This window comes from Salinivibrio sp. IB872 (assembly GCF_001995345.1).
Classification (GTDB): Bacteria; Pseudomonadota; Gammaproteobacteria; order Enterobacterales; family Vibrionaceae; genus Salinivibrio; species Salinivibrio proteolyticus.
This window is the reverse complement of the sequence record NZ_MUFO01000006.1, coordinates 1-21,887: the sequence shown is the minus strand read 5'-3', so window position 1 is coordinate 21,887 and position 21,887 is coordinate 1. Positions and strand designations below refer to the sequence as shown.

Genomic DNA, 21,887 nt, shown 5'->3' with positions numbered 1-21,887 from the left:
TAAACTAGTTCTTATTACTAATTTTAGTGGTTGGTTAGTTAGCGATGATCAGTATTTCAGCGTACATCTGTGTACACGCGTGTTCGCTAAAAAGGGACGGGCCGACCGCTATCAACGAGTGGAGCGTGAGAGAAAAGCGGCGAGTATGATCGCCGCGTATTTTGTTATATCGCTTGAGGGTGCAAATGGCTTTGCAGTTGCTGGGCAAGCGGTGACAATGTCTCGTTCGCTTCACCGACGACAATGACGCTCGCATCATGAGCCGGCAGGCTTACCGACATCATATTACCATCACGCTGCTGGGCAGGAGATTGACTGGACATGGGAACCACAAAAACCGTATAGGCCTGCCCATCAGTTTCCATCACCATATGCAGCGCATGTTGGTCACCAAAACTGCAATGGTTGATATAGGTGACTTGGCCGGGGAGCTGGGTGAAGGCTTTGCCGAAAGGACGTAACTTAGCGTTAACCTGTTGAATGCTGGCATTTTCATTAACACCCTCGATAAAGGCATGTTCATGATAGTAGTGTGCCAAGGCAACACGGTTGATATCCACGCTACCCAATCCCCAGTTAAATTGCCCCAAAGCTATCCCAAATACAAACGCAATCGATGCGGCGATCGCCAGATGCCAGCGAGGTCGCTTCGTCTGAGCAGCGACATGGGATGTTTGTGCAAATACGATTTTATCCGCCAAATCCTCAGGCACATCGACCCGCAAGGCTTGGTCGATTTTACTGTCGAGATCGGCAATATCGTCGGCATACTGTTGATGGCTTGCTGACGCTGACTTATGTGCTTGGATATCTGGATCTGTGGTATGCGGATCAGCCAGAAGACGGCGACGGAATTCAAGATCGTCCATAGTGTTTGCCTCCCGGGTTGGCGTTGGTATCGAGTGCTTCTTTGAGTTGCGCTCTTGCTCTGAATAAACGTGTCATCACCGTGTTTTTATTTAAATCAAGGATCTGAGCGATTTCATCGCCACTAAACCCCGCGATCACTTGCAGCACTAGCGGCTCTCGGTACTCAGGGGCGAGGGCTGCGATTTGACGGTGTAACCAGCGCTGCTCCATCGAGGCTTCTTCACTTGGGCGAGTATTATCGACCAACTCTCCCTCTTCGACCTCGACGGTATCGAACTGTTTGCGTTCGAAACGTCGCGCATTTTCTCGGCGTAAAATAGTAATAAGCCAGGCTTTTGCGGCTTTATCATCGTGCAAACTGTCCAGTGCTCGCCATGCGCGCAAACAGGTTTCTTGCACTAAGTCTTCCGCGATATGCGGGTCTTTCGCTAGCCAGAAAGCATAACGATAGAGGTCACGGTGCCAAGCGCGCACCAGTGCCTCATAACGGGCTTGTCGGTTCATACCTGACTCGACCTTATAAGGTGACGATTAATTTCATACTGACCGTGAAAAGTGTCATTAAATTTCATCTTTTCACGAAAAGCGGCGTAACTTTGATCTGTTTCAATATAGCGTACTCACAAGTCGGTAAAGTGAACCCTGTCGTTATCGGCCATGTGTCGACACTCGTGAGGTTGAGTGAACGGCGTTTCCTTTTTGAATGATATGACTTTCTGTTCGGATCTGGGTGCGGGGAAAAGCACTGCACACTTCCCAGATTATCGTTTTGCTTTCCAATCTTTTTTGGGGCTCACGCTAGCGTGTAGCCCCTTTTTTTATTGCGTATTTTCTTTTCAATCCTCTGAAAATAAATCACTGTGATCAGCCTAGGCGCTGAATTGTGCGCCTGTTGGCAATCTTACCAATCAATTAAAACGGATGTTTTAAGCTGGTAACATTTTAGTTACACTCGTGGTCAGACCTGTAGAACATCCTAAGGAGCAGTGATGACGTCTCAGCAACACCTTAAAACCAGCAAGGGCGATCGTATCGCCATTGTGTCTGGGCTGCGCACGCCATTTGCCCGCCAGTCAACCGCCTACACAGATGTCCCCGCGGTTGACCTCGGAAAAATGGTGGTTCAAGAAATGCTCAATCGCAGTGCGATTTCGCCGAAAGACATCGATCAAGTCGTGTTTGGTCAAGTGGTACTAATGCCGGAAGCCCCAAACATTGCCCGTGAAATTGTATTGGGGACAGGTATGGACATCCATACTGACGCCTATAGTGTCACACGTGCTTGTGCGACCAGTTTTCAAGCGGTGGTAAATGTTGCTGAGAGCATGATCGCGGGCAACATCGAAGTGGGTATTGCTGGGGGCGCGGACTCGTCGTCCGTACTGCCCATTGGTGTGAGCAAGAAGTTAGCACGCACTCTTTTGGACTTGAGTAAAGCCAAAACCATGAGCAAGCGTTTGAAGCTGCTCAGTAAGCTTTCGGTGAAAGATCTGGCACCTGTCCCACCTGCGGTAGCGGAATATTCAACCGGCCTAAGCATGGGGCAAACCGCAGAGCAAATGGCAAAGTCACATCAAATTAGCCGCCAAGAACAAGATGCCTTAGCGCTACGCTCGCACCAACTGGCGAGCAAAGCGTGGGACGAAGGCTTGCTCAGTGATGAGGTGATGACGGCGTATCCTGAGCCTTACAAAGCGTGGATTGCACAAGATAACAACTTACGCCCGCAATCCACTCTTGAGGATTACGCGAAACTGCGTCCGGCTTTTGACCGCAAGCATGGCTCGGTCACCGCGGCAAACAGTACGCCGCTCACTGATGGTGCCGCTGCGGTATTGATGATGCCAGAAAGTCGCGCCAAAGCACTGGGACTCGAGGTATTGGGCTATATCCGCTCGTATGCATTCTCTGCCATTGGGGTGCAAAAAGACATGCTGATGGGACCGTCTTACGCGACGCCGCTTGCGCTCGATCGTGCCGGTATTTCACTGTCCGATTTAACCTTGATCGATATGCACGAGGCCTTTGCGGCACAAACCCTCTCGAATGTAAAAATGTTTGCATCCGAGACGTTTGCACGTGAGCACCTTAATCGTGACCGCGCGATTGGCGAAATTGATATGGATAAATTTAACGTCTTGGGGGGCTCGATTGCATACGGCCACCCATTTGCGGCAACCGGTGCCCGTATGATCACCCAAACACTGCGTGAACTGAAACGTCGTGGCGGCGGACTGGCCCTTAACACCGCATGTGCCGCAGGTGGCCTTGGCGCAGCAATGATTTTGGAGGCGGAATAATGACAGTCGAAAACCATCAAGCCTTTACGTTACATATCGCTGACAACCAAGTCGCTTGGCTAAAAGTGGATGTTCCCGGAGAAAGCATGAATACCCTACAGGCAAGCTTTGTCGAAGGGGTCTCCGAGGTACTGGATCAACTGGAAAACAACACTAATATCAAGGGGCTTGTGATCCATTCTGGCAAGCCTGATAACTTTATTGCCGGTGCGGATGTGCGCATGCTCGATGCGTGTGAAACAGCTGAACAAGCCGCAGAGATTGCCGCACAAGGACAAACGCTGTTTGCACGTATTGAGAAGCTGCCCTTCCATGTTGTAGCTGCAATCCATGGCCCATGTTTGGGGGGCGGATTGGAGCTCGCGTTGGCGTGTCATAGCCGTGTCGCGACCGATTGGGACAAAACCCGACTCGGGCTGCCAGAAGTGCAACTGGGGTTATTACCCGGCTCGGGCGGTACGCAGCGACTGCCACGTCTGATTGGTGTGCCAAATGCGCTAGATATGATTCTAACCGGCAAACAACTGCGAGCAAAAAAAGCGAAAAAGCTCGGCGTGATTGATGACTGTGTTCCGCATACCGTATTGCTGGATGTGGCAGAAGCCTTGGCGCAAAAATCAAAGCCCAAGCGCCCGCGTAGCTGGCAAAGCTGGATGCTCAGCGGTAATGCGGTGGGTCGTAACTTTGTCTTTGACCAAGCAGGAAAGAAAACTCGCGCGAAAACACGGGGGAACTATCCTGCTGCGGATGCGATTCTTGCGGTGGTGAAAAAGGGGTTAGATAAAGGCATCCAAGCAGGTCTTGAAGAGGAAGCGCGCCGTTTTGGTGAATTGGTGATGACCAGCGAGTCCAAAGCGTTGCGTAGCATTTTCTTTGCGACCACGGCAATGAAAAAAGAAAACGGTGCAGATGCTGAGCCGGGCGAGATTAAACGGATTGGCGTCTTAGGTGGCGGCTTGATGGGCGCCGGGATTGCCCATGTGTCAGTCGCAAAAGCCGGCTATCCTGTCCGAGTGAAGGATGTCAGTGAAGACGGCATCTTAAACGCGCTTCGCTACAGCTACAATTTGCTCAACAAAAAGCGCAAGCGTAAGCAGATCAGTAAAGCGGAACTGCAAGCGACCATGATGCAACTGTCTGGCGATACGCAAGCGACCACCTTGTCGAATGCAGATGTGGTGATTGAAGCGGTGTTTGAAGATTTATCACTCAAGCATCGTATGGTCGAGGAAATGGAGTCAATCACAGGAAACGAGGCAATTTTTGCCACCAATACCTCGTCATTGCCTATTCACCAAATAGCTCAAGGCAGCCAGCGCCCGGAGAACATTGTGGGCTTGCATTACTTTAGCCCGGTGGAAAAAATGCCGCTGGTGGAAGTCATCCCGCATACAGGTACCAGTGAGAAGACCATTTCGACTGTGGTAAAACTGGCTCGTCAACAAGGTAAAACGCCTATCGTGGTTGGTGACAGTGCGGGCTTTTATGTCAATCGTATTCTAGCGCCCTATATGAACGAAGCGGCGCGAGTGTTATTGGCTGGCGAAAGCATTGAGCATATCGACAATGCTTTACTCGACTTCGGTTTCCCAGTTGGTCCGATCACCCTATTGGATGAAGTCGGAATCGATATTGGGGCTAAGATTGCGCCCATTTTGACTCAAGAGCTGGGTGAGCGTTTTGAAGCGCCAGATGTGTTTGATGTGTTGCTGAACGACGACCGAAAAGGGCGTAAAACAGGCAAAGGATTTTACTTATACGATACGGGCAAAAAAGGCAGCAAGGGCAAACAGGCCGATAAAAAAGTGTACAGCCTGCTCAATATCAAGCTGAATCCAACGCTCTCTGGCCATGACATCGCACAGCGATGTGCGCTGATGATGCTCAATGAAGCGGCGCGTTGTTTGGATGAAGGGGTGATCCGCTCTGCCCGTGATGGTGATATCGGTGCGATTTTCGGCATTGGGTTCCCTCCTTTCCTAGGTGGCCCTTTCCGCTATATGGACCAAGTGGGAATAGAGCGCATTGTGAGCTTGCTGCAATCTCATCAAGACCGTTATGGGGACCGTTTTGCACCGTGCGAGCGTTTGGTGATGATGGCAAAAGAAGGGCAACAGTTTTATCCCTGAGCTCGGCGTGTCACCTGAATCGAAAGGGCAGCGTTACGCTGCCCTTTTTATAGTGGCCTGACAAAGGACCACTGTGGTTTCGCAGTGACGCGCTTATTCTTCGCTACGGCCACAAATGGCGCGAAATGCGTCAATATCGCGAATAGGGTGCGCACCGTCTAATGCGGCATGTTCACGGTGCTCGCTGCCGCAGCTATGCATGACAAGCCTATCCGCGGTTCGCGGTTTGAGACGATTAACCACAAAACGCACCATGTCGGCTCGGGTTAGCGACTCCATGGCCTCGGCCACCTGTTCACGGCGTTCGTAGTGATAGTCTTTATTGCCGATACTGATCCAATAGCGCTGCGCGCGAGCGCGCAGGTTATTATCTGGCTCGCGAATTTGCGCTAACAGGCTTTGCTTACTGCTTTGCCAGCGCGCTTCGCTCATTTCCAGCAAGATCATAAATAGCGCATTGAGGAAGTCATCCACGGCGGCCATCAGTTGGTTAGGGCCTGCCATTGGCGATTGGACATAAAAGATCAGCCCTGGGTGGCGATTTAACGGTAAATTGCCAGCGCCTACCATATATCCCAATTGTTGGCGCGTGCGCAACTCGTTAAAAAAGGTGGCTGACATCAGATGATTGGCAAGCGTGTAGGTGGCGACCGCTTCGGAGGAAGTGTCTGGACTTTGGTAGTACACCAACAACGCCGACTCCGCATGATCGAGTGCTAGCTCATAGCTCACGGTGCCGCAGTCGTCTAATAGGGTCAGCGGCCGGACCGATTCTTGATAGGTTTGGTCGTCTACCCGCAGCGCATCTTTAACGGTTTCGGCCAAGGCCTTCGCTTGGTGACGGTGCCAGTTGCCGTAGACAAACATATCCACATGCAGCGTGGCGAACATGGCCTCAACGAACTCGGGTAAATCGGCGAGCGTGACGGTGTCGAGCGCGTCGAGTAAGGCTTGATAGGGTGGGTTATTGGGCTGCAATATCCCCGTCATGCTGTTATATAGCTGACTTAATGGCTTATTTTTGGCCCCGTTCTCCCAATTACGCTTAAGTTGGCTTTTGATCACTTCAAAGCGTTCGGGCTTAAAGTTGCGCCGTGAAAAGGTGTCGAGGATCAAGGCCAACAGCAGCGGCTGTTTATCATTAAAGCCACTGATGTTTAGTGTAACGCCACCTTGATGGGCATATAAGTTGTAATTAATGCCTGCAATTTCTGCTTGGTAGGCATGTTCGTTTAGCGCTTCAAGTAGCATTTCGACGCTCAAGCGCGTCATGACAATGTTTTTGACGCTAGCGACGGCATGCGGACTGTCAATGGCAATGTAGACATGCCCTTTGGGCACCCGAAAGTGAGGCTCTTGACCATGCCAGAGCCGGAACCCTGGCAGCTCTTCTATCAATATCGGCGTATCGCTCGCATCATCTTCAAGCGGCAAGGGACGCAGCGCATCGGCAATGTAGGGATTCGGATCGGGTAACGTCAGCGCAGGAGAAATATAGGTGGTGCGCCATTTCTCACRCTGCTTTTCGCTAAAGTGCTTCACCGCGTAGGGGGTGTCATACCATTTGGCTAGTTTGTCGTATTTAAAGCCTTTGGCAACCAAGGTTACCCTGAGGTTATCGACCGTCATTTGCTGCAGCATGGCTTGGATTTGGGCGTGGTCAAATCCGGCCATCATGTAATCCCCGTATACCACCTCAATCGGGTCATAATGCTGCATATTCATCACCAGCTGACTCACTGTATCAATCGGGCGCAGCGGCTCTTGATAGTAAAACGCAAGCTCTTGGACTTGGCGTTTTTCTTGGTAACGCCACGCTTCCACACCGTATTGGCGGATAAGCTGAATGGCTTGAAACACATAGGTGATAATGTCGTCGAGCTTGCTCAAGCCCAGTTCGGTGAGTGCAAGGCTTAAGGTAAACTCACGGAAATCTTTGCCACTGATGCCACCGCCTGCAGAGAGGGTATTGATGTAGCCTTTGCTTTTGAGCAGAGACATTAAGCTACCAGGACCTTCGTAGCCGAGAAGGTGGGCGATGTAAGATAGAGGTTTCGTGCGGTATTGATATTCGCTTTCGGGCAGTGAGAACGCGAGGGTTAACTTGCGTACCTCTTTAAGTGGCTCCACGGTGACCCACTGGCGTCGCTGTGCGGCACTAATCAGTGGTTCATGGATGCGCAGTGGCGAATAGTCGTGATTGATAATGGCACTAAAATGCTGCTGTGCCATCGCTTCTAGCTCATCAAGCGACTGTGGGCCCGTGACGGCTAACGTCATCAGGTTAGCGCTGTAATTGGCGTGATAAAACGCAATCAGATCGTCTCGCACCGACTGACCCGCTCTGTCTGCTAAGGTCTCCAAGCTTCCGACTGAGAATTTTGCGAAAGGGTGAGCAGGATTAATGGTTTCTTTATGGACTTGATAGATGCGTCGCACATCGTCGTTGAGCTTCATGCGATATTCAGCATCCACGGACTGACGCTCTTTATCGACAGCATCGGCATCAAAGCGAGGCGAAATAAAAAACGCGCTGAAGCGGTCGAGAGCCGCGCGGAATTGGCTGGGGCGAATATCGAAAAAGAAGGTGGTGTTTTCAGTCCCTGTCCACGCGTTATTATGGCCACCATGCTGGCTAATAAAGCGCTGAAAGTCACCTGCTAGCGGATACGCATCCGTGCCCAAAAACAGCATATGCTCGAGAAAGTGTGCCAAGCCTTCTCGGTCGGCTGGGTCATGAAAATGGCCCACATTAACAGATAAGGCTGCCGCGCTGCGGTGTGCCGCAGGATCGGAGACTGCCAAAACGCGGAGTGCGTTGGGCAGGGTGAAATAACGGTAGCGCTTATTGTCATTTGGGCTAACATGCACAGGCAACTCGATATCGTTTAAACAAGTTATGCCTCAATTATGACTACCAGTGACCTGAGTCGCAAACCTCTTCTTTGGTCTTTTGCGATATACATTGGTAGCATGCGGCTAAATCACAGATAACTGTTGTGAGTATTTCTGGCTATGAAACTGATCATAATGCGTCATGGGGAAGCACAAGCGTTTGCTGCAAGCGATAGCGAACGCGGTTTGACCGCGAATGGCGAGCGACAAAGTGAGCAAATGGCAGCTTGGCTCAGTCAACATTTGGCTGGCGAGACGATCGATAAAGTGTTGGTAAGTCCTTACTTACGTGCCCAGCAAACATGGCAAGTCTGTGCGCCGCACCTTCCTGCCCGTGAGGTTGCCACTGAGCCAGACATCACGCCTTATGGTCAGAGCGACCAAGTTTATACCTATCTGCTAGCCATGTTTGACGTAGAAGCACCGAATGTCGTCCTCGTGGTATCTCATTTGCCGCTGGTGGGCTATTTGACCAACGAGTGGTTGCAAAATGGTCAGCCGCCAATGTTCTCGACGTCAGCCATGGCAGTACTTGATATCGATGGTCAAAACGATACGGCCGAGCTTATTGCAATGATGTCACCGCGCGAGCTACAAGGCTAAACCGGCTCGGGAGCTAGCGGTCGGAAACGTCGATTAACACCAAGAGTGCACCATTACCGCCGAACTCTAGTGGGGCCTGATGAAATGCCAACACATCCGGATGCTGTGCGAGCCACAGCGGGATTTTTTCTTTGAGGATCCCTTTGCCGATGCCGTGCATGACACTGGCACACTGGACGCCGTCTTTGACACAGGCAGCCAGCATCGCGCCGAGTTCACGTTTTGCTTCCATCTGTGTCATGCCATGTAAATCTAAATAGATATCGGGCACATAGACGCCACGACGCAAGCGCTTCACCTCATATTTTGAGACGCCTTGGCGGGCGTATTGCATAGGGCCGGATTCACTGAGTAAAGGCTCAAACTCATCAGAAAAGTAAAAGGCATGATCGCGGCTTTGTTGCTCGAATCGCTGCTGTTTGCGCGGTTTGCTCGTCTGGCGTTGTGGCGGGTTTATGGTATCCTGCTCCAACTTTTTTGCGCCTTTGACGGCATCACGGAATAATGCAAAATCCTCTTCCGTTATTGATGGTTTTTTGCTCATAAAAAACTGTCCCCGAGGTGATAATCTGAATTGTACATTCAGCCAGCTCAAAATGCTGCTTATTGTACTGACCTCGCGTCAAAGGGCGACCCTAAATTGCATGAAGCCGATGGAGGCCAATGTGGATACGATTTTTACTGAAGAAGTGGTCAGCGAATTACATACGCTGCAAGACATGCTGCGCTGGACAGTTAGTCGTTTCAATGCGGCAGGGCTGTTTTACGGTCATGGCACAGACAATGCTTGGGACGAGGCGGTGCAGCTTGTGCTTCCTACCTTATATCTTCCTGTCGATGTCCCGTCTGAGACGCGTTTTTCGCGCCTGACCACCAGTGAAAAACATCGTATTGTTGAGCGTGTCATTGCACGGATTAACGATAAAACCCCTGTTGCGTACTTGACCAACAAAGCCTATTTCTGTGGCCTCGAGTTTTTTGTTGACGAGCGCGTCTTGGTGCCACGTTCACCGATTGGTGAGCTGATCCAACAAGAGTTTGCCGGTATTTTACCGCATGCCCCAAGCCGCATTATGGACCTATGCACCGGCAGTGGCTGTATTGCCATTGCATGCGCCTATGCTTTCCCTGAGGCCGAAGTCGATGCGGTTGATATTTCTACCGATGCGTTGGAAGTGACCGAAATCAACATTCAAGATCACGGCTTGGAAGAGCAAGTGATCCCGCTGCGTTCTGATTTACTAAAAGACGTCCCGCAAGATAAGTACGATTTGATTGTTAGCAATCCTCCGTACGTGGATGCAGAAGACATGGCTGACCTGCCTGACGAGTTCCGCCATGAGCCTGAATTAGGGCTGGCTGCCGGGACGGATGGATTAAAACTGGTTCGTCGTATCCTAGCCAATGCTCCGGATTACCTCACCGACGATGGTGTACTGATCTGTGAAGTGGGTAACTCGATGGTGCACATGCAAGAGCAATATGGCCACCTACCGTTGCATTGGATCGAATTCGAAAACGGCGGTCATGGCGTGTTCATGATCTCGCGTCAGGATTTGGTTGCCTGTGCTGAGGAATTTGCGCTTTATCGCGACTAGTCACACGTGCTTCGCATACTTTTCTAGCCAGCCTTTGTGCTGGCTTTTTTTATTTTGGCACTGACGACCAGAGGTGGATTTTTTTTGCGTCTTTGACTGCTTTGTGGTTAATTGCTAACAAAGTACGCAAAAACACAACAATGCCCATCAGGCAAACAGAGGAAGGCATGGCAGGCAACACGATTGGACAAATTTTTCGCGTGACGACGTTTGGAGAAAGCCACGGTATCGCACTGGGCGCGATTATTGACGGCTGCCCCCCAGGGTTGGCGCTGACGGAAGCGGACATGCAGCATGATCTTGACCGTCGTCGCCCCGGCACATCGAAATACACCACACAGCGTCGCGAGCCTGACGCTGTTAATATTCTCTCCGGTGTGTTTGAGGGCAAAACCACGGGGACATCGATCGGCTTGATGATCGAAAATACCGACCAGCGCTCAAAAGATTATTCCAAAATCAAAGATGTGTTTCGTCCCGGCCATGCAGATTTTACTTACCATCATAAATACGGCATCCGCGATTACCGCGGCGGTGGTCGTTCGTCAGCGCGTGAAACCGCGATGCGTGTTGCCGCCGGGGCGGTGGCTAAAAAATACCTAGCCCAAGTCCACGGTATTCAAGTCCGTGCCTACTTGGCGCAGATGGGCGACGTGACCATAGACACAGTCGATTGGGCGCAAGTTGAGCAAAATCCTTTCTTCTGTCCTGACCCAAATAAACTCGATGAGTTAGACTCACTTATCCGTCAGCTCAAAAAAGACGGCGACTCGATCGGTGCGAAACTGACCGTAGTGGCGGAAAACCTGCCGGTAGGCTTAGGGGAGCCGGTGTTTGACCGTTTAGATGCTGATATCGCCCACGCACTGATGGGGATCAATGCGGTGAAAGGGGTCGAGATTGGCGATGGTTTTGATGTGGTAACCCAGCGCGGCAGTGAGCATCGTGATGAAATTCATCCTGACGGCTTTGCCTCAAACCATGCCGGTGGCATTCTGGGGGGAATTTCTTCAGGCCAGCCGCTGGTTGCCCATTTAGCGCTCAAGCCGACGTCTAGCATTACGGTGCCGGGAAAAAGCATTGATATTCACGGGGAGTCCGCGGATGTGGTTACCCGAGGCCGTCATGATCCTTGTGTAGGGATCCGCGCGGTACCGATTGCTGAAGCCATGGTGGCGATTGTGCTTATGGACCATTTGCTGCGTCATCGTGGCCAAATGGGGGCGAACCCCAGCATATAGTTTTTGATTCAGTCGATTTCCCCAAAAAACCGCACCCAGTTGTGCGGTTTTTTATGATCAGTGCAGCGATGAAGGCGCTTCAAAGCGAAAAACCGGTAACGACCAACCAAAGCGAAGGGCGGCCATTCTAAACCCAAAGCCAATCACTAAACTGGCAACTGTCGCAATCAGTTCACCGACATCGAGACGAATCAAGCTAAAGTAAAGCGCACCGGTGACAAAGGCGACCAAGGCATATAGCTCTTTATGCAAGACCATCGGCGATTGACGACAGATTAAGTCACGCAATAGCCCGCCAAAAATACCGGTTATCAGAGATGAAACCATGCAAATCAGAGGATGTAGCCCCATATCCATCGCAACGCGGCAGCCAATAATACTGAAGGCGGCAAGGCCCAGTGCATCTAGGGTGACAAACAGTTTATAATTGCGTGCAACCCAGCTGGCAATCCACGGGGTAATCAAGCCTGCGACGCAAGTAATTACGAGAAAATGCGGGTTAGCAACCCAAGTGAGAGGGTAGTGGCCAAAAAGAATATCGCGGACTGTTCCGCCACCGATAGCGGTGGCGCTGGCGACAAACATCACCCCAAACCAGTCCATGTGTTTTCTGCCTGCGCAGAGCGCGCCTGTCATGGCTTCCGCGGTAATGCCGATGACATAAAGCGTCAATAACAACATACAACCCGACACCTTATACTGAGATTAGAAATTGACGCGCATTGTAGTGGCCTTAACGGCCTCACACAATCAAATTTGTGATGAGGAACAAATAAAAAAGAGTGTTTAGATTGAAAGGCTTAGCTAATAGAGATGCTACTTTTTATCGCTAAAAATGTCTTTTTTGTTACTGATTGATATTTAATCCTATTAAAGTGCTGTATGACCCACGATTATCACGACTTAATTCGGCTTTTTAACCAAACATTTCTTAGCACGTTCAATACTGAACTCTTACTGGGCGGCGATGAACCCATTTATCGGCCCGCGGATGCAACGTACCCATATCATCGGGTGATTTTTGCGCGCGGTTTTTTTGCTTCTGCGTTACATGAAATTGCACATTGGACCATTGCCGGCGAGAAACGCCGTCAATTGGAAGACTATGGCTATTGGTATCACCCCGATGGCCGTGATGCTGACACGCAAGCCGCCTTTGAGGCCGTGGAAGTGAAGCCACAAGCGATTGAGTGGATACTGTCTGCAAGCTGTGGGTTTCGTTTTCAAGTCAGTTGCGACAATTTAAGCGGTGTCGAGCCAGATCGCCATGCGTTTACTGCCAAAGTGCGTCAGCAAGTGATGGACTACCTGAGCGAAGACAGCACAAGCCCCGCATTACCCGTGCGTGCTAAGCAGTTTTCTGATACCTTGCGAGGCTTTTACGGCATTGCCCCGTTAACGCCCAACGATTTTGCATTGCCCGAGTCAGGCTAAGAGAGACATGATGATCCAAGACTACGAAGAACGTATTTTGACCTTGATTGATGAGATGGTAGAAACCGCCTCTGATGATGAGTTATTTGCCAGTGGTTATTTACGTGGCCATGTGTCTCTTGCCGCTGCAGACTGCGAACTGGAAGGTCTTGATGACGTTGCTTCGCTCAAAGCGCGTGTGGATGCCAGCCTTAATGACAATGCCAGTGAATTGTCTCCCGGCGATCAACGTTTGGTGGGCGCATTGTGGGACTTGCTGCAGCAACAAGTAGAAAAAGACCAATAGTCTTCGCCGCTGAGCGCATGAAATAAGCGGCGCCGACAGTAAACAGCCATCGTCGAGACGATGGCTGTTTTGTCTCGTAACTGTGGTTACAAGGCTTTACCTTTTAACAGCTTACGCACCCACATTCGCCCTGGATGCAGGCTGTCGAGCACCGTTTGTGGTAATGGCAAAGGCTCATCACACAATTGTGCGGCGAGTATTTCCGCGGCAAGCGGCGCAGACGTAAGACCTCGTGACCCCAAGCCGAGTAAGCAAAATAGCCCCGGATAGACAGGCACGGAGCCTGCTTTTTCTTTGTCCTTTTGCAGATTTTGGTACGCGGTAACCAGTGCGTGATAGTCGCAAACATTGCCCACAAACGGGAGGTGATCGCGACTGGCGCAGCGTACGCCCACACGTCCTTCTTTTGCAACTGGCACGGCACGCGCCCAGTCGGTATCAATACAACCGGTGAGACGCTGTTGGTTCTCGGTTTGCTCGTCAGCTTGGAAAGTGAGATCGGCATTATTCCGGCTGTAACTGGCCCCCAAGCAATGCTCTCCTGCTTGATTGACCGGCGTTAAATAGCCTTCGAAACACAGCACTGTATTGAGTTGACGCAGCTCAGCATTGGTGGGGACATGGCTCACTTGACCTCGCACCGGATAAACAGGAATCGGCTGTGTTTGGCCAAATTGGGCGGATTGGTGGCCATTTGCGATTACGACATTATGATGCCAAACCTCACCAAGTGCTGTACTAAGCGTCCAGCCATTGTCGGCTTGCCTCAGTGCATCCACGTGGCAATCAAAATGTGCGCGCAGTTGTCCGCTCGCGATAGCCGCATCAATCACAGCGGCCGTAAATTGTTGTGGGCTCATCCACCCACCCAATGGATAAAATACGCCTGCATGACCGGTTTCTAGGCCGACCGTCTCAGCCACATCTGCATTATCGATTGGCGTGACGAGTGTGTCTGGAAAGTCACCCTTGGTCATTTTAGCCAGCTTGGTCGCACTTTTCTCATCGTAACCCAGTTGCGTCACGCCACACCATTGGTGTTCAAACGCGATCCCTTGCTCGTGTTGTTGTTCAACAAACTGGCGAGCAAACAAAAACGCAGGAGCAAAAAATTGGCTTAAATTGTCGTTGTTGCCATTTAAAAGTGGATAAATGGCGCCTTGGCGGTTACCTGATGCCCCCGCCGCAGGGTGCGAGTCTTGGCTATAGAGGGTGACGCGTTTTCCGCGTTGAAGTAATGCCGTGATCAATGCGGCACTGGCAATCCCTCCGCCAATCACCGCGATATCATCTGCCGATATCGCGGGAGTCCGTGCGTACCATGGTTGAAAGCTGGTCGCCGTTTTCCGCGTGGGTAATCGGCCTGCCAGCATTTCGCGTTTGTGGCCAAACCCTTTCACCTTTTTCATGTCAAAACCGGCAGCTAACAGACCACGACGGACAAAACCAGCGGCGGTAAAGGTGGCGCAAGTACACTGCTCACGGGCAAGCCTAGCCATGCCATCGAATAAATCTTGATTCCACATCTCCGGGTTTTTGCTCGGGGCAAAACCGTCGAGATACCAAGCATCGACAATCCCTGCTGCGCCAGTCGGCACTTGTGGTAACCAATCTTTAATATCACCAAACCACAAATCGAGTGTAATCTGACCTTGTGCCAGCACGATCCGTTGACAGCCCGCCAAAGGGACAGGGTAGTGAGAGCGAAGCTGCTCTGCATACGGGGCAAGCTCAGGCCAAGCTTGATGCGCACGGTCAAGATCTTCTACGGTCAGAGGGTATTTTTCGAAACTGATAAAGTGCAGTTGCGTGACCGCCGCATCGGGTTGGGCTTGGCGGAACTGCGCAAAGGCGTGCCAGGTCGCGAGAAAGTTTAATCCGGTGCCGAAACCGGTTTCCGCGATCACAAAGCGGGGCGATGAGTGGGTCTCCCAGCGGGTGGGGAGTTGGTTTTGAGCCAAAAACACATAGCGGGTTTCGGCGAGGCCGTCAGCGTTAGAAAAATACACATCGTCAAACTGGTCGGCGACCGGTGTGCCAGTGTCGTTCCAACTGATTTGCGCATGTTTAATTGAGGGAGAGCTCACAAATGCCTCATACAAAAATGTCGTAAAAGCGAAATTGTACTGACTGAAAGGAAAGCTGACCACTTATCAGCTTTAAAAACGCTATCATCCACTGCGAAATTAACGTCTAGGAAAGAATCATGAAACGAGCTGTCATTACAGGCATGGGGATTGTTTCCAGTATTGGTAACAACGTCAAAGAAGTGCTGGAGTCGCTCAAAGCGGGAAAATCTGGCATTAACTTCTCTCAGCAGTTTGCCGATATGAAACTGCGCAGTAACGTTTGGGGTGACCTCAAACTGAACCCCGCCGACCATATCGACCGCAAAAAAATGCGCTTTATGGGTGACGCGGCTGGCTTTGCTTATCTTGCCATGGAGCAAGCAATTGAACACGCAGGTCTTGCACCTGAACACGTCTCTAATGAACGGACCGGCCTTGTCGCAGGCTCAGGCGGTGCGTCTTCTGTTAACCAAGTAGCCGCGGTCGATATTCTTCGAGAAAAAGGGGTTAAACGCGTTGGCCCTTACATGGTGCCCCGCACTATGTCCTCGACGGTCTCTGCGTGCTTGGCCACCCCATTTCAAATTAAAGGGGTGAACTACACCATGAGCTCTGCCTGTGCGACGTCGGCACACTGTATCGGTCATGCACTTGAGCTCATCCAATTGGGTAAGCAAGATATCGTATTTGCGGGTGGCGGCGAAGAGCTTGATTGGTCATTGACCATGATGTTTGATGCCATGGGTGCGTTATCAACGAAATACAATGACGATCCACAAAAAGCCTCACGGACCTATGATGCAGACCGCGATGGGTTTGTTATCTCTGGCGGTGGCGGCATGTTGGTGGTCGAAGAGCTTGAGCATGCATTGGCGCGTGGCGCGACCATCTACGGTGAAATCGTCGGTTATGGTGCGACTTCTGACGGCTACGACATGGTTGCCCCGTCAGGCGAAGGCGCTATCCGCTGTATGAAGATGGCGATGCAAGATGTGGACGGCGACGTGGATTATATCAACACCCACGGTACATCCACGCCAGTCGGTGATGTCAAAGAGCTTGGCGCGATCCAAGAAGTTTTCGCAGGTAAGAGCCCAGCGATTTCAGCGACCAAAGCCATGACGGGCCACGCATTAGGCGCGGCAGGTGTGCATGAAGCCATTTATTCGACGTTGATGCTGGAGCATGGCTTTGTGGCGCCAAGTATTAACATCGAACAACTCGATCCTGCTGCAGAAGGGTTGGATATTGTCACTACACCGCGTGAGCAAGCACTGACGCGAGTGATGTCGAACAGCTTTGGCTTCGGTGGCACCAATGCGACCTTGGTGATCGAAAAATATCGCGGTTAATCCGCCCCTCGTTTTCCAGGTTTGCAGAGCAATTCTGCCATCAGACGCGGGCTATTATCGTTGAGAGCCGTTAATAGTCTTTTCAGGTCCTGGATTTACCCGGCTTCGGCCGGGTTTTTTTATGCCGGTTCCTGCYATCGATAATTCCACCGTCCCCCGTTGAGCAAGGGTGTTTTCTTGTGACGAGCCAGATACAATATTGCCTTCGCATTTTGCATCCGATACGCGGTGCACCGACTCACACAGGACGTTGAACGTGAAAATTGTTGTAGACGAAAACATGCCTTATGCCCAAGCCTTGTTTAGCCAATTGGGTGAGGTCGTGGCATTACCCGGACGCGCAATCAGCGCGGCGGATTTGATTGATGCTGATGCATTAATGGTAAGAAGNGAAGTGTGACACAAGTGAATCATGCCCTAGTCAAAGGCGCGTCTCGGTTACGTTTTGTCGGCTCTGCCACCGCGGGTGAAGATCATCTTGATTTTAACGCCCTGCATGCACAAGGTATTCACGCGACGGCTGCGCCCGGCTGCAACAAAGTTGGGGTTGCTGAGTACGTGATCAGCGCGCTGCTTGTCTTGGCCCAACAACAAGGATTCTCGATTACAGACCGGACGGTCGGTATTGTGGGAGTCGGGCACGTGGGCAGTTATCTAGCCGAACGCCTTGATGCGCTGGGGATAAAAACGGTGTTGTGCGATCCACCTCGTCAAGATGCCGGTGATCCACGTCCAATGGTTGATATTGATACACTTATTGCATCGTGTGATGTAGTGACTTTTCACACACCATTAACGCGCGATGGCCAATACCCCACTTACCATTTGATGAACGCAGCACGTTTAGCGGCATTGGGCGCGGGCAGTATATTGATTAATGCGGCGCGCGGCCCTGTGGTTGACAATCAGGCCTTGAGTGCACGACTTGATCAAGGCGACATGGATGCGGTGCTTGATGTGTATGAGCATGAACCCGAGGTTGATCTGGACCTCATGGATAAGCTGACCTTTGCCACGCCGCATATTGCAGGCTATGGCTTAGAAGGAAAAGCGCGCGGCACTACCATGGTGTTTAACGCACTGTGTGAACACCTTGGCCTGCCTCATCGTGCCCACGCCAGTGACTTGCTACCGACCGCCCCCATCCCTCATGTGACGCTTGCCCAGCCATGGCAACAAAGCGATCTAATGGCATTGACACAATTGGTCTACGATATTCGTCGGGACGACAGTGATTTTCGTCGCGCAATGCATGGCGCTGGGGACAATAAACCCGCACAACGTACAGCCTTTGACCAATTACGAAAAAATTACTGGGATCGACGTGAGTACAGTGCGATCACAGTAGCCGGACAGACGGATTTCGGGTTACAGTCGCTGGCTAAGCTCGGCTTTAGTATTGAGGAGCAAGCATGACACAAGCATTTGACGTTGCGGTTTTAGGCGCAACAGGCGCGGTTGGACGCGCGATTATTGATAGCCTAGAAGAGCGCGACTTTCCGATTGGGACACTGCACCTGCTCGCCAGTGAGCGCAGTGAAGGAGAAACCATCAAATTCAAAGGCGAAAGCCTACGTGTTCAAAACGTAGAGAAGTTTGATTGGACCCAAGTGCAAATCGGCCTGTTTTCAGCCGGCGCACAAGCATCTGCGCAGTGGGCGCCGATAGCGGCAGACGCAGGTGTTGTCGTGATTGATAACACCTCCCAGTTCCGTTATGACTTTGATGTCCCTCTTGTGGTCCCCGAAGTGAACCCGGCCGCGATTGGCGATTTTCGTAACCGCAATATCATCGCTAACCCCAATTGTTCCACCATCCAAATGCTGGTGGCGTTGAAACCGATTTATGATGCAGTGGGAATCGAGCGTATTAACGTGTCGACCTATCAATCTGTCTCGGGTTCCGGTAAGTCGGGCATCGACGAACTTGCCGGACAAACGGTAAAACTGCTCAATAGTCAAGACGCTGAACCAGCGCTATATAGCAAACAGATCGCGTTTAATTGTTTGCCGCAGATCGATCAGTTTATGGACAATGGCTACACCAAAGAAGAAATGAAAATGGTGTGGGAAACGCAGAAGATCTTTGCCGATGAAATGATTGGCGTGAACCCTACCTGCGTGCGTGTTCCTGTTTTCTATGGCCATGCCGAAGCGGTGCATATTGAATGCCGTCAACCAATTGACGCTACAGAAGCGGTGGCAATCTTGAGCCAACATGAACATATCGAAGTGTTCGAGGGGGAGGACTACCCGACGCAAGTGAAAGAGGGCACTGGCACTGACAAGGTGTTAGTGGGTCGGATCCGCAATGATATTAGCCACCCGAATGGCTTAAACCTTTGGGTCGTGGCGGATAACGTTCGAAAAGGGGCTGCAACGAACTCAGTGCAGATTGCGGAACTGCTGGTGCGCGATTACTTGTAAAATTGCCACAGCGTTTATCGCAACGATGGCAAGACGCCATGATACCCTGTCATCATTGACAGGGTATTTTTTTAGGCACTATTTTTGCTTTGAACTCGGTGTGTCGCGGCAAATTGCCGGTAATCGTAAAGGTAAAACTGAGGCCGAGCGCCCACAGTTTGATCGCACAACACACTTTTATATCATCAAACTACAGTTTTTAGCATGGCTTCCGATATAGTTAGATATTTAGTGAGGCCATTTCTGCCATAAGGGGTGCGGGTGTGTCCGACGCACAGCAAAGTGAACAGTCTTCTCATCGTAAAACGTGTATGACTACTGGAAAGTTCAGTCAGCGTCTTGCTGTCTTGCTAGCCATGATCGCGTTTATTGTCTTCAGTTTTTCTACTGTTTCTGTGGAAGCGGCGATTCGTATTCTTGGACCGCAGGATGAAATGACCACTGAGGCGCAATCAGTGCCGCAACCAGTGAATACGCCGACACCGCAGCGTTATGGACCAATCGGGGCGAATGAAACCTTGTGGTCTATTGCCACGCAAATGCGGCCGAATAACCAAGTCAGTGTTTATCAAACCTTGGGAGCGATTTTTCGCTTAAATCCGAATGCATTTGCGGATAACAATATCCATAGTTTGCAGCCTGGCAGTAACTTATTAATGCCCACCTTGGCGCAAATTCAGCGTGAAAGCACTAACGATGTTGTTGCGCGCCTCGAAATCGACCAAGCGAGAAAGCAAGCACAGGCAACCCCGCAAACGCCACTTAGCACCCAAGTGAGCGCACCTCGTGAACCTCAGCAACCGGCTGCCTCTCGTCCTGAAGCAACGCTTCCTTCACCAGACACTGAAGAGTCCGATGCATCTTCGATGGCGGAGTCGTCAAGCGATGACATGTCACCACAGCCACAAGTGGTTGAGAATTTGCAGTCGCAATTGCAAGCATCTGATCAAGAAATGACGCGCTTGGTAGAAAGTAACCATGTGCTCAAAGTCCGCTTATCGGAAGTTCAACACGAGCTTTCTGCGCTGAAAGAGCAAGTGGGCAATGATGCTGAATTGAACCAAGAAATCCGCGCGTTCTTAGAGCAACAACGCCAAGCGAAAGTCGCAAAAGAAACCCAGCCGCCATCAGCGGTGGAGTCATTGATGGATAGCCCGTTATTGCTGGCTATGCTAGCGATTCTGCCTGGCGCTGCGATTGCGGGGGCGATTTTCTTCTTCCTCTCGCGTCGTAAAAAGCAAGAGGATGACGTCGAAGAGCCAGCGGCGCTCGATCATGATGAGATTGAAGATGATATGCCGGTTATCATGGTGCCTGATCCTGAAGAGGAAGAAGCGAATGAGGAGCCGCAGGATGATGAGTTAGAAATTGCCGACGACTTTGGTAGCGATGAAGACCAAATGTTCGGTGATGACACGGATCTCGACGATCTTGATTTGGATGATGACCTCGATGATATGTCGGGTAATGAGTCGAGCGTGGCACCCAATGGGGATGATGCTATTGGTCTGGAGGACATGGAGCGAGCGCTGGATGAGCTAGCGGAGGCTCCCCCAGAAGAGACGCCTGAACCATCGGTCGAAGAAGAGTCGACCCCAGAAGAGTCAGACGCTGCCCCTGAAGAAGAAATGAGTGCGGATGAAGCACTGGCTGCAGAATGGGCAAAATCACTCGAAGAAGATAATGGCGGCGATGTTGATGATATCGACGCCCTGTTAGCCGGCGAACAAGGTGAGGGTGCTGACCAGCCGGAAGAAGCAACATCAGACACAGACAAGGCTGCTGAGGAGCCAGAAGACGCACCAAATGATGCCTTGTTTGACAAGGTTCTCGAAGACGAGCCTGAGCTTGACCTTAGCCAAGACATTGATCTATCGGATGACGATAGCGACGATGACGACCTATCCCTCGATAACACCACCGAGTTGCTCGATGAATTGGTTGGTGATGAAGAAGAGACTAATGACGAGGCTTGGATCAACGATGACGATGATGATATCGACGAGTTTGATGAGAGCAGTGACGCACTGTTAGACGAAGTGCTGGATAAAGATGATCCTCACCTTGAAGACTCGGATGCGCTGCTTGAAGAAGTGGTAGGGGATGATGATATCGATCCACTGGCTGAGGACGATGATCCGGCACTTTGGGGGGAAGACGACACCGATCCGAATGAAGCTGAACTAGAGCACTTGCTTTATGACAGCGACGATGGTGATGAGACTGATATCGAAAATGATATACCAGAGCCAGACAGTGACGATGATCTAGATACTGAGCCAGCGGGTGATGAAACTGCGGATACAGATGAAGCCGCGGAAGATGCCAGCGAAGATGAGGCGCCAACAGAAGATGGCGACGATGATCTAGACGCTGAGTCAGCAGATGATAAAACTGCGGATACAGATGAAGCCGCGGAAGATGCCAGCGAAGATGAGGCGCCAACAGAAGATGGCGACGATGATCTAGACGCTGAGTCAGCAGATGATAAAACTGCGGATGCRGATGAAGCCGCAGAGGATGCTAGCGAAGACGAGGCGCCAGCAGAAGGCGGCGACGATGATCTAGACGCTGAGTCAGCAGATGATAAAACTGCGGATGCAGATGAAGCCGCAGAGGATGCTAGCGAAGACGAGGCGCCAGCAGAAGGCGGCGACGATGTTCTAGATACCGAGCTAGCGGAT

Annotated in this window: 16 protein-coding genes and 1 pseudogene; 11 read left to right on the top strand and 6 right to left on the bottom strand. The window is 51.2% G+C overall.

Annotated features, from left to right (window positions below; all coding sequences use genetic code 11):
* Positions 1-164: 164 nt before the first annotated feature.
* Positions 165-869 (bottom strand): DUF3379 family protein, encoded by a 705-nt coding sequence (locus tag BZJ18_RS04340; RefSeq protein WP_077455483.1) that lies wholly within the window; start codon positions 867-869, stop codon positions 165-167.
* Positions 856-1,374, bottom strand: a complete 519-nt coding sequence (locus BZJ18_RS04335) for a sigma-70 family RNA polymerase sigma factor (RefSeq protein WP_069587200.1) — start codon at positions 1,372-1,374, stop codon at positions 856-858. The genes BZJ18_RS04340 and BZJ18_RS04335 overlap by 14 nt, the downstream gene beginning before the upstream one ends.
* Before the next feature lie 485 nt (positions 1,375-1,859).
* On the opposite strand from BZJ18_RS04335, the gene fadI reads away from it, so the two are divergent.
* Both fadI and fadJ read left to right on the top strand, forming a co-directional pair.
* Positions 1,860-3,170 carry an acetyl-CoA C-acyltransferase FadI gene (gene fadI, locus BZJ18_RS04330; protein WP_077455482.1) on the top strand — a complete coding sequence of 437 codons (1,311 nt, stop codon included), beginning with the start codon at positions 1,860-1,862 and terminating at the stop codon, positions 3,168-3,170.
* Positions 3,170-5,299, top strand: a complete 2,130-nt coding sequence (fadJ, locus tag BZJ18_RS04325; protein ID WP_108743115.1) for a fatty acid oxidation complex subunit alpha FadJ — start codon at positions 3,170-3,172, stop codon at positions 5,297-5,299. The genes fadI and fadJ overlap by 1 nt, the downstream gene beginning before the upstream one ends.
* Positions 5,300-5,392: 93 nt before the next feature.
* Here fadJ and BZJ18_RS04320 read toward each other — a convergent pair whose 3' ends face one another.
* Positions 5,393-8,170 carry an insulinase family protein gene (locus tag BZJ18_RS04320; protein WP_077455480.1) on the bottom strand — a complete coding sequence of 926 codons (2,778 nt, stop codon included), beginning with the start codon at positions 8,168-8,170 and terminating at the stop codon, positions 5,393-5,395.
* Between the two features lie 144 nt (positions 8,171-8,314).
* Here BZJ18_RS04320 and sixA point away from each other — a divergent pair, with 144 nt between their 5' ends.
* Positions 8,315-8,797, top strand: coding sequence for a phosphohistidine phosphatase SixA (gene sixA, locus BZJ18_RS04315; RefSeq protein WP_077455479.1), 483 nt, complete (start codon positions 8,315-8,317; stop codon positions 8,795-8,797).
* A 13-nt stretch (positions 8,798-8,810) separates the two neighbouring features.
* Here sixA and smrB read toward each other — a convergent pair whose 3' ends face one another.
* Positions 8,811-9,341, bottom strand: coding sequence for an endonuclease SmrB (smrB, locus tag BZJ18_RS04310; protein WP_069587210.1), 531 nt, complete (start codon positions 9,339-9,341; stop codon positions 8,811-8,813).
* A gap of 121 nt (positions 9,342-9,462) precedes the next feature.
* Between smrB and prmB the strand changes: the two genes are divergently transcribed.
* Positions 9,463-10,395: a 50S ribosomal protein L3 N(5)-glutamine methyltransferase gene (prmB, locus tag BZJ18_RS04305; protein ID WP_077455546.1), complete on the top strand. Its 933-nt coding sequence runs from the start codon at positions 9,463-9,465 to the stop codon at positions 10,393-10,395.
* A 167-nt stretch (positions 10,396-10,562) separates the two neighbouring features.
* Positions 10,563-11,636, top strand: a complete 1,074-nt coding sequence (aroC, locus tag BZJ18_RS04300; protein ID WP_077455478.1) for a chorismate synthase — start codon at positions 10,563-10,565, stop codon at positions 11,634-11,636.
* Positions 11,637-11,693: 57 nt separating this feature from the next.
* On the opposite strand, the gene BZJ18_RS04295 is transcribed toward aroC, so the two are convergent.
* Positions 11,694-12,317 carry a trimeric intracellular cation channel family protein gene (locus BZJ18_RS04295; RefSeq protein ID WP_069587214.1) on the bottom strand — a complete coding sequence of 208 codons (624 nt, stop codon included), beginning with the start codon at positions 12,315-12,317 and terminating at the stop codon, positions 11,694-11,696.
* A gap of 201 nt (positions 12,318-12,518) precedes the next feature.
* Here BZJ18_RS04295 and BZJ18_RS04290 point away from each other — a divergent pair, with 201 nt between their 5' ends.
* Entirely contained in the window at positions 12,519-13,070 is a 552-nt protein-coding gene (locus BZJ18_RS04290; RefSeq protein WP_077455477.1) for an elongation factor P hydroxylase, read from the top strand.
* Positions 13,071-13,080: 10 nt separating this feature from the next.
* On the top strand, positions 13,081-13,356 hold the full coding sequence (locus BZJ18_RS04285; protein ID WP_069587231.1) for a YfcL family protein: 276 nt from the start codon (positions 13,081-13,083) through the stop codon (positions 13,354-13,356).
* Between the two features lie 86 nt (positions 13,357-13,442).
* On the opposite strand, the gene mnmC is transcribed toward BZJ18_RS04285, so the two are convergent.
* Entirely contained in the window at positions 13,443-15,443 is a 2,001-nt protein-coding gene (gene mnmC, locus BZJ18_RS04280) for a bifunctional tRNA (5-methylaminomethyl-2-thiouridine)(34)-methyltransferase MnmD/FAD-dependent 5-carboxymethylaminomethyl-2-thiouridine(34) oxidoreductase MnmC (RefSeq protein WP_077455476.1), read from the bottom strand.
* Positions 15,444-15,562: 119 nt separating this feature from the next.
* Here mnmC and fabB point away from each other — a divergent pair, with 119 nt between their 5' ends.
* The 4 genes and pseudogenes from fabB to BZJ18_RS04260 form a co-directional block, all read left to right on the top strand.
* On the top strand, positions 15,563-16,777 hold the full coding sequence (gene fabB / locus BZJ18_RS04275; RefSeq protein ID WP_069587218.1) for a beta-ketoacyl-ACP synthase I: 1,215 nt from the start codon (positions 15,563-15,565) through the stop codon (positions 16,775-16,777).
* 256 nt (positions 16,778-17,033) lie between these two features.
* Positions 17,034-18,193: pseudogene (locus tag BZJ18_RS04270) on the top strand (4-phosphoerythronate dehydrogenase).
* Entirely contained in the window at positions 18,190-19,203 is a 1,014-nt protein-coding gene (locus tag BZJ18_RS04265) for an aspartate-semialdehyde dehydrogenase (RefSeq protein ID WP_077455475.1), read from the top strand. Before BZJ18_RS04270 ends, BZJ18_RS04265 begins: the two are co-directional and overlap by 4 nt.
* 263 nt (positions 19,204-19,466) lie before the next feature.
* Positions 19,467-21,887: FimV/HubP family polar landmark protein (locus BZJ18_RS04260; protein ID WP_338013061.1), on the top strand; the 2,421-nt coding region annotated here is incomplete at its 3' end.

Excerpts from the sequence above, each read along its gene's own strand:
- BZJ18_RS04340 (WP_077455483.1), bottom strand. The coding sequence starts at position 869 with ATGGACGATCTTGAATTCCGTCGCCGTCTTCTGGCTGATCCGCATACC.
- BZJ18_RS04335 (WP_069587200.1), bottom strand. The coding sequence starts at position 1,374 with ATGAACCGACAAGCCCGTTATGAGGCACTGGTGCGCGCTTGGCACCGT.
- fadI (WP_077455482.1), top strand. The coding sequence starts at position 1,860 with ATGACGTCTCAGCAACACCTTAAAACCAGCAAGGGCGATCGTATCGCC.
- fadJ (WP_108743115.1), top strand. The coding sequence starts at position 3,170 with ATGACAGTCGAAAACCATCAAGCCTTTACGTTACATATCGCTGACAAC.
- sixA (WP_077455479.1), top strand. The coding sequence starts at position 8,315 with ATGAAACTGATCATAATGCGTCATGGGGAAGCACAAGCGTTTGCTGCA.
- smrB (WP_069587210.1), bottom strand. The coding sequence starts at position 9,341 with ATGAGCAAAAAACCATCAATAACGGAAGAGGATTTTGCATTATTCCGT.
- aroC (WP_077455478.1), top strand. The coding sequence starts at position 10,563 with ATGGCAGGCAACACGATTGGACAAATTTTTCGCGTGACGACGTTTGGA.
- BZJ18_RS04295 (WP_069587214.1), bottom strand. The coding sequence starts at position 12,317 with ATGTTGTTATTGACGCTTTATGTCATCGGCATTACCGCGGAAGCCATG.
- BZJ18_RS04290 (WP_077455477.1), top strand. The coding sequence starts at position 12,519 with ATGACCCACGATTATCACGACTTAATTCGGCTTTTTAACCAAACATTT.
- BZJ18_RS04285 (WP_069587231.1), top strand. The coding sequence starts at position 13,081 with ATGATCCAAGACTACGAAGAACGTATTTTGACCTTGATTGATGAGATG.
- fabB (WP_069587218.1), top strand. The coding sequence starts at position 15,563 with ATGAAACGAGCTGTCATTACAGGCATGGGGATTGTTTCCAGTATTGGT.
- BZJ18_RS04265 (WP_077455475.1), top strand. The coding sequence starts at position 18,190 with ATGACACAAGCATTTGACGTTGCGGTTTTAGGCGCAACAGGCGCGGTT.